The organism is Streptomyces sp. PA03-3a (assembly GCF_033792735.1).
GTDB lineage: Bacteria > Actinomycetota > Actinomycetes > Streptomycetales > Streptomycetaceae > Actinacidiphila.
Genome location: NZ_JARAVM010000024.1, coordinates 138,358 through 144,878, shown reverse-complemented (window position 1 = coordinate 144,878; position 6,521 = coordinate 138,358). Strand labels below are relative to the sequence as shown.

Genomic DNA, 6,521 nt, shown 5'->3' with positions numbered 1-6,521 from the left:
CGCACCGCAGCAACTTCGTCCGGACTCACACCTTCCCAACGCCACACCAGCCCGAAAAGACACGCACAGACTCAACCGACCTGACCAAGCACTACTAGTCCGGCGGCAGGGGAACGGCGGGCCCCTGCGGCGACGCGAGGAGCACGTTGTGGATGTAGTCCTCGACCGCCGCGTCCAGGCCCACGTCACGCTGCGCCCGCTCCGACATCAGCCAGCGGTGCTCCAGCAGCTCGTGGTAGATCTGCGCGGTGTCCAGCGAGCCGCGCAGCTCGCGCGGTACGGCGCGGACCGTCGGCCGGAAGACGTCGCGCACCCACCGGTGGGCCAGCACCTCGGGACGGGCGCCCAGCGGGTCGCCGGGGGCGTAGTCCTCCTGGGAGGCCATCCATGTCTCGAGGTCGTTGAGGAGGCTGCGGGCCTGGTTCTCCTCGGCGTCCAGGCCGGTGAGGCGGAGCAGTTGGCGCTGGTGGTGCCCGGCGTCCACGACCTTGGGCAGGAAGGTGACGTCGTCGCCGTCGGGCGACCTCTGGATCTGCATCTCCGCGACGTCGAAGCCGAGGTCGTTCAGCCGCCGGATGCGCCGGTCGATGTAGTGCCGCTTGGCCACCGGGTACACCGACTCGCGGGTGAGCTCGTGCCACAGCTCCTCGTAGCGGTCCGCGATGGCCTGCCCGAAGGTGATCGGGTCCACCGACGGGTGCAGCGAGCCGCCCGCCTCCAGGTCCAGCAGCTCGCCCGCGATGTTCACCCGGGCCACCTCGATGTCGTAATCGCGCTGGCCGCGCGAGAGGGCCGGCTGGATCTGCCCGGTCTCGGCGTCCACCAGGTAGGCGGCGTAGGCGCCCGCGTCCCGCCGGAAGAGGGTGTTCGACAGCGAGCAGTCGCCCCAGGCGAAGCCCGCCAGGTGCAGCCGGACGAGCAGCACGGCGAGCGCGTCCAGGAGCCGGTTGACCGTGCCCGGGCGCATCGTCGTCTCGAACATCGAGCGGTACGGCTGCGAGCCGCCCAGGTGCCGGGTGATCAGCACCGGTTCCAGCGGCTCGCCGCGGTCGTCGGTGCGGCCCGTGACGACGGCGAGCGCGTCGACTGCGGGTATGCCCATGCGGTCCAGGTCGCGCAGCAGCCCGTACTCGCGGACGGCCGCCCACTCGCCGACCTCCTTGACCGCCACGACCTCGTCGCCGGCCAGGGCGAAGCGGACGACGTGCCGCGAGATGCCCCGGGGCAGGGACACCAGGTGCTCCTCGGGCCACTCCTCCAGCGGCACGTTCCACGGCAGGTCGAGGAGGGTCGCCGGATGGTCCGGGGAGGTCGCGGTGATCTGCAGGTCCATGGCGCCCAGTCTGCGGCAACGGGGTGATCGCGCGGGACACCGGGGCGGCGCATACGCTGCGGGACATGAGGGAACGGTTGGTGGTCATCGGTGGGGACGCCGCGGGGATGTCGGCGGCGTCGCAGGCGCGCAGGAGGAAGGGGCCCGACGAACTGGAGGTCGTCGCCTTCGAACGCGGGCGCCGCACCTCGTACTCGGCCTGCGGGATCCCGTACTGGATCGCGGGGGACGCCACCGGCCCCGACAAGCTGATCGCCCGCACGCCCGAGAAGCACCGTGCGCGCGACATCGACGTGCGGCTCGGCACCGAGGTCGTCGAGATCGACCGGGACCGCGGACGGGTGCGCACCCGGGACGTCCTCGGGGCGGAGGAGTGGACGGGTTACGACCAGCTCGTCATCGCCACCGGCGCCGTGCCCAAGCGGCCCCCGATCCCCGGGATCGACGCGGACGGCGTGTACGGCGTGCAGATCCTGGACGACGGCGAGGACATCATCGAGGCCCTCGACAGAAGGCCGCTGCGGGACGCCGTCGTGGTCGGCGGCGGCTACATCGGCGTGGAGATGGCAGAGGCCCTGCTGCGGCACGGGCTGAGGGTCACCCTGGTGGAACGCTCCGAGCAGCCCATGGCGACCCTCGACCCGGACATGGGGCGGCTGGTGCGCGAGGCCATGGAGTGCCTGGGCATCACCGTCGTCACCGGAGCCCCGGTGCGTGAGGTGCTCACCGGGGCGGACGGCCGGGTCCGCGCCGTGGCCACCGACGTGGGCGAGTACCCCGCGGACGTCGTCGTCCTCGGCCTCGGCGTCGCGCCCAACACCGGACTCGCCAGAGACGCGGGGCTGCCGATCGGCGCGCACGGCGGCCTGCTCACCGACCGCGCGATGCGCGTGCGCGACGAGGAGGCGATCTGGGCGGGCGGGGACTGCGTGGAGGTCCTCAACCTGGTCTCCGGCGGCATGCAGCACATCCCGCTGGGCACCCACGCCAACAAGCAGGGCCGCGTCATCGGCACCAACATCGGCGGCGGTTACGCCACGTTCCCGGGCGTGGTGGGCACGGCCGTCAGCAAGGTCTGCGACCTGGAGATCGCCCGCACGGGACTGAAGGAGTCCCAGGCACGCGCCGCCGGGCTGCAGTACGTCACCGCGGTCATCGAGTCCACCAGCAGGGCCGGCTACTACCCGGGCGCCGCCCCGATGACGGTCAAGGCGATCGCCGAGCGGCAGACCGGACGACTGCTCGGGCTGCAGATCGTGGGCCGCGAGGGCGCGGGCAAGCGCGTGGACATCGGCGCCGTCGCGCTCACCGCGGGTATGACCGTCGAGCAGATGACCGCCCTCGATCTGGGCTACGCCCCGCCGTTCTCGCCGGTCTGGGACCCGGTCCTGGTCGCCGCGCGCAAGGTCGACGGCAAGGTCCGCGCGGACGGCCACGGCGCCTGAACCGCGCCCGGCGCGCGCTCAGGCGGGCCGTACGGCCAGCTTCTCCAAAGCCTCCAGCAGGCCGGGGAGCTCCGGCCCCCGGCCGACCGGCAGCACCTCGCCGGGCTCCTCGTCCAGCAGCACAAAGGCGATGTCGTCGGTGCGGGCGACCAGGCTCCAGTCCTCGCCGTCCACGCGCAGGGTGCGTACGCCCTCGCCCGCGGCGGTCGAGCGTATGCGGCCGGGCGGCGGGGGCGTACGCAGGTACTCCCGGGCGGCCTCCAGCGCGCGCCGCACCCCGGGGTGGATGCCGTTCGATCCTGGCTCCCGCCGGGACGGCTCCTCGGGTTGCTCGGCGGACTTCTTCCCGGCGGTCTCCGGAGGCGTGGAGTCGGGGGGCATGGAGTCCGGGGGTGTGGAGTCCTGCGCCGCGCCGTCCGGCGCGCCGGGTTCGTCCGAAGCCTCCGACTCGTCCCCGGCCTCCAGCTGTTCCCGCCAGATCCGCCACCGGAGGGCTATCTCGTCGGCGCCCAGGCGCCGCTGCGCCGGCCCCCATGTCGCGGTGTCGGGCGGCGAGAGCGGCGGGCCGCCCTCGGTCTCCGGCGGATCGTGCGGATCGGGGACACCGGGCGCCGCCACCGCGACCGGCAGCGGCCAGCCGGGCAGCGCGGCGACGACGGAGCGCTCGTCGGGGGACAGGTCGTACTCCAGCCCGCAGTCCCACGCGGCGAGGGCGCAGGCCACCAGTGCCGTGTCGCTGATCGCCACCGTCCACCGGGCGCCCGTCCCGTCCTGGCCGAAGACGAGGCCGTAGCCGTCGTCCACCGGATCGAGCCCGAGCTTCGAGCAGGCCGCCGGATAGTCGTCCGCCAGGACGCCCGGGAACTGCGCGGGCGTCAGCATCGCCGCCGTGAGCACGAACAGCGCGTCGTCGTCCGTCGCGGACACGGGCATCCCCCTCCAGTGGTTTCCGAGTGGTGGGCGCACCCTAACCACCGGGTAACACCCGCGTCGAGAGCGGGGCGCGCCCTGTGGAAAACCGTTCGGCGGCCGGATCTCCCGGCCCTGCGCTCACGTCGTGGTCAACTCCCGTGCCCACCACGGCGGCCGGCGATGAGGAAACGGCGCCGTCGCCTCCGCTTCGACGGGCGCGACTTCCTGTGGACCGCCCGCATCGGGCACGCCGAGCAGCCAGACGAGCAGGCCCTCGAGGCCGCCTCGGCACGGGTCGCCCCGGAGGCGCTGATGTTCGGGATCAGCGAACTCGCCCGGCGTGCGGTCGTGGTGCTCGCCCAGGAGCGCGGAGTCCCGCCACGGGCCGTCGCCCGGTCACTGCTCGGGCTTCCCGAAGGCTGAGGCGGCCGGCGCCCTATCGGGTCCGCGCCCTCACACGCGGCTTTCCACCGCGGGGGCGACCGCGGCCTCCCGCGGACCGTACCCGGGGAGGAAGAGCCTCATGGAGCAGGGGTCCTCGGCCGCCACGCCGACCTCGACGCCCCAGTAGTCGCTCAGCCGCCCGGCGACGTCGACCAGCCGCCGCCGCTCATCGGGCGAGTACGCGGGGAAACGCACCCAGCCGTGGTCGGAGACGGCGCGGCCGAGGTCGTTGAAGAGAGTGGCCCGCGCGCGCTGTTCCTCCTCGCCCGTCAGCGGGGTCGGGTCCCCGTCGCGGGGCACCAGCCGGACGTTGTAGAGCTCTCGGGTCACAGGCGGCCTCGCACTTCTCCTCGGTCGGACGTCCGCAGGCTACCGCCCGCGCCGCCCCGGACGGATCCGCGGCCGGACTCAGGACTCCAGGGCCTCCAGGGTGGTGCGCAGCCAGCCGAGCTCCGCCCGTGTGGTGGCCCGTGCGATCGTCAGCACGCCCCGCCGGAACGGGTCGTCCAACTCCTCCGCCCGCAGCGGGCGGTCGCCGTCGTGGAAGAAGCTCGTGGGCTGCTCCAGGAAGGCGAGCCGGCGGCGCAGCACCGCGCTCTGCAGGGCGGGGTTGTCGAGATGGCGCAGGAAGGCGAGGAGCGTGAACCAGCGGTTCTCGTCGGAGATGTCCGCGGAGTCCGGCTCCGCGAGCCGCCTGCGCAGCTCGGCGCGGCCCTCGGCGGTCAGTGTCAGCACGTGGCGCGGCGCGGCCACGGCGCCCGGCTGGGTCTCGCGGCTCAGCAGACCGGCCTTCTCCAGCCGCTTGATGGCCGGGTAGAGCGTGCTCTCGGCCACCGGTTTGACGTGCCCGGTGAGTGCGGCGATGCGCTTGCGCAGCTCGTAGCCGTGCAGGGCGGCGTCGTAGAGGAATCCGAGGATCGCGAGTTCCAGCATGGTGCCATTGTGTCGCAGCGACGCTGTACCCCGTTGACGTAATACATCGGGGTCGAGGTACAGTCTCCTCCATGCAGCAGACGCGATTCACCGATGACGGGGCGTGCATCCGCTGGACAGGGACACCCGGGACCGGCCCCGCGCTCGTCTACGTGCACGGGCTGGGCGCGGCCTCCTCCGTCTACTTCGCCCACATAGCGGCGGATCCGGTCCTCGCCGGGCGGCGTTCACTCCTCGTAGACCTGCCGGGCCACGGCATCAGCGACCGGCCCGCCGCCTTCGGCTACACGCTGGAGGAGCACGCGGACGCCCTCGCCGCGGCACTCGACGCCGCCGGGACGGGCCCGGCCGATGTGGTCGGCCACAGCATGGGAGGCGCCGTGGCGATCGTTCTCGCCGCACGCCGGCCCGACCTGGTGGCGCGCCTGGTGCTGGCGGAGGCGAACCTCGACGCGCGTCCGCGTGTGACGGCCGGCAGCAGCGGCATCGCGGCCTTCACCGAGGAGGAGTTCGTCCACGGCGGGGGCTTCGCCCGCGTCCTGGAGCGGGTCGGCCCGCAGTGGGCCGCCACGATGCGCCTGGCAGACCCGGTCGCCCTGCACCGCACCGCCTCGTCACTGCTGCGGGGGAGCGATCCGGTCATGCGCGAACTGCTGCTCTCGTCGCCCGTTCCGCGCACCTTTCTGCAGGGTGAGTCGAGCGGTGACCTGACCGGCCGGGCGGAGCTCGAGGCGGCCGGGGTGTCCGTCGTGACGGTCCCCGGCGCCGGTCACAACATCATGTTCGACAACGCCTACGCCTTCGTCGACGCCATTGCGAGGAACCGCTCGTCGGTGTCGGCGTAGAAGGTCATGTTCCATCCCGAGGACTCCAGCAAGGGCCCAAGGTTGGGCTCGGCACGCAGGTCGTCCGGGGTGAGTTCCCGGCCCTGCCGGGCGGCCAGCGCCGCCCGGCCGATCGGATGGAAGAGGGCCAGCCGGCCGCCGGGCCGGGTGACCCGGGCCAGTTCGCGCAGACAGGCCCGGGGGTCCGGCAGATGCCCGATCAGTCCCGCGGCGAAGACGGCGTCCAAGGTGCCGTCGCGCAGCGGCAGCCTGGCGCAGTCGGCCAGCAGCAGGGCGCCGTGTTCCCGACGTCCCGCGCCCGCCGCGGCGGCGAGCATCTCAGGCGTCAGGTCGGCACCGACGACCGTCCCGGAGGCCCCCACGGCCGCGCGCAGGAAGGGCAGTGCGCGGCCGGTGCCGCACCCCGCGTCGAGGACCGCCTGGCCCTCCCGCAAGCCCAGTTCGGCCACACCGGCCCGGTAGGCGGGGGCGTCGTCGGGGTAGCGGGTCTCCCAGTCGGCGGCGCGGGCGGCGAAGAACGCGCGGATCTGCGCGGGGTCGGTGTGCACGACGGTCCACCTCCGGTTCGGGGCACGCCCCGGGGCGCACGGGACGCGGGGCATCATGGTC

The 6,521-nt window shown here is 73.5% G+C and carries 8 protein-coding genes; 3 read left to right on the top strand and 5 right to left on the bottom strand.

Going from position 1 to position 6,521, the window contains the following annotated elements; translation table 11 throughout:
• Window positions 1-94: 94 nt before the first annotated feature.
• Complete coding sequence (locus PV342_RS27150) at window positions 95-1,333, bottom strand: DUF4032 domain-containing protein (protein ID WP_500318963.1); 1,239 nt, start codon at window positions 1,331-1,333, stop codon at window positions 95-97.
• A 65-nt stretch (window positions 1,334-1,398) separates the two neighbouring features.
• Here PV342_RS27150 and PV342_RS27145 point away from each other — a divergent pair, with 65 nt between their 5' ends.
• The gene (locus tag PV342_RS27145; protein ID WP_500318962.1) at window positions 1,399-2,778 is read left to right on the top strand and encodes an FAD-dependent oxidoreductase; all 1,380 of its coding nucleotides are present in this window, start codon (window positions 1,399-1,401) and stop codon (window positions 2,776-2,778) included.
• A gap of 18 nt (window positions 2,779-2,796) precedes the next feature.
• On the opposite strand, the gene PV342_RS27140 is transcribed toward PV342_RS27145, so the two are convergent.
• Window positions 2,797-3,711, bottom strand: a complete 915-nt coding sequence (locus tag PV342_RS27140; protein ID WP_500318960.1) for a hypothetical protein — start codon at window positions 3,709-3,711, stop codon at window positions 2,797-2,799.
• A 159-nt stretch (window positions 3,712-3,870) separates the two neighbouring features.
• Here PV342_RS27140 and PV342_RS27135 point away from each other — a divergent pair, with 159 nt between their 5' ends.
• A complete protein-coding gene (locus PV342_RS27135) occupies window positions 3,871-4,113 on the top strand; it encodes a hypothetical protein (RefSeq protein ID WP_500318958.1) in 243 nt (80 codons plus the stop codon).
• Between the two features lie 30 nt (window positions 4,114-4,143).
• Here PV342_RS27135 and PV342_RS27130 read toward each other — a convergent pair whose 3' ends face one another.
• Window positions 4,144-4,464: a hypothetical protein gene (locus PV342_RS27130; protein ID WP_400797915.1), complete on the bottom strand. Its 321-nt coding sequence runs from the start codon at window positions 4,462-4,464 to the stop codon at window positions 4,144-4,146.
• Window positions 4,465-4,542: 78 nt separating this feature from the next.
• Window positions 4,543-5,067, bottom strand: coding sequence for a PadR family transcriptional regulator (locus tag PV342_RS27125; protein WP_400797918.1), 525 nt, complete (start codon window positions 5,065-5,067; stop codon window positions 4,543-4,545).
• A gap of 71 nt (window positions 5,068-5,138) precedes the next feature.
• Between PV342_RS27125 and PV342_RS27120 the strand changes: the two genes are divergently transcribed.
• Window positions 5,139-5,912, top strand: coding sequence for an alpha/beta fold hydrolase (locus PV342_RS27120; protein ID WP_500318956.1), 774 nt, complete (start codon window positions 5,139-5,141; stop codon window positions 5,910-5,912).
• On the opposite strand, the gene PV342_RS27115 is transcribed toward PV342_RS27120, so the two are convergent.
• Window positions 5,861-6,517: a class I SAM-dependent methyltransferase gene (locus tag PV342_RS27115; protein WP_386992896.1), complete on the bottom strand. Its 657-nt coding sequence runs from the start codon at window positions 6,515-6,517 to the stop codon at window positions 5,861-5,863. The genes PV342_RS27120 and PV342_RS27115 overlap by 52 nt on opposite strands.
• Window positions 6,518-6,521: the final 4 nt, after the last annotated feature.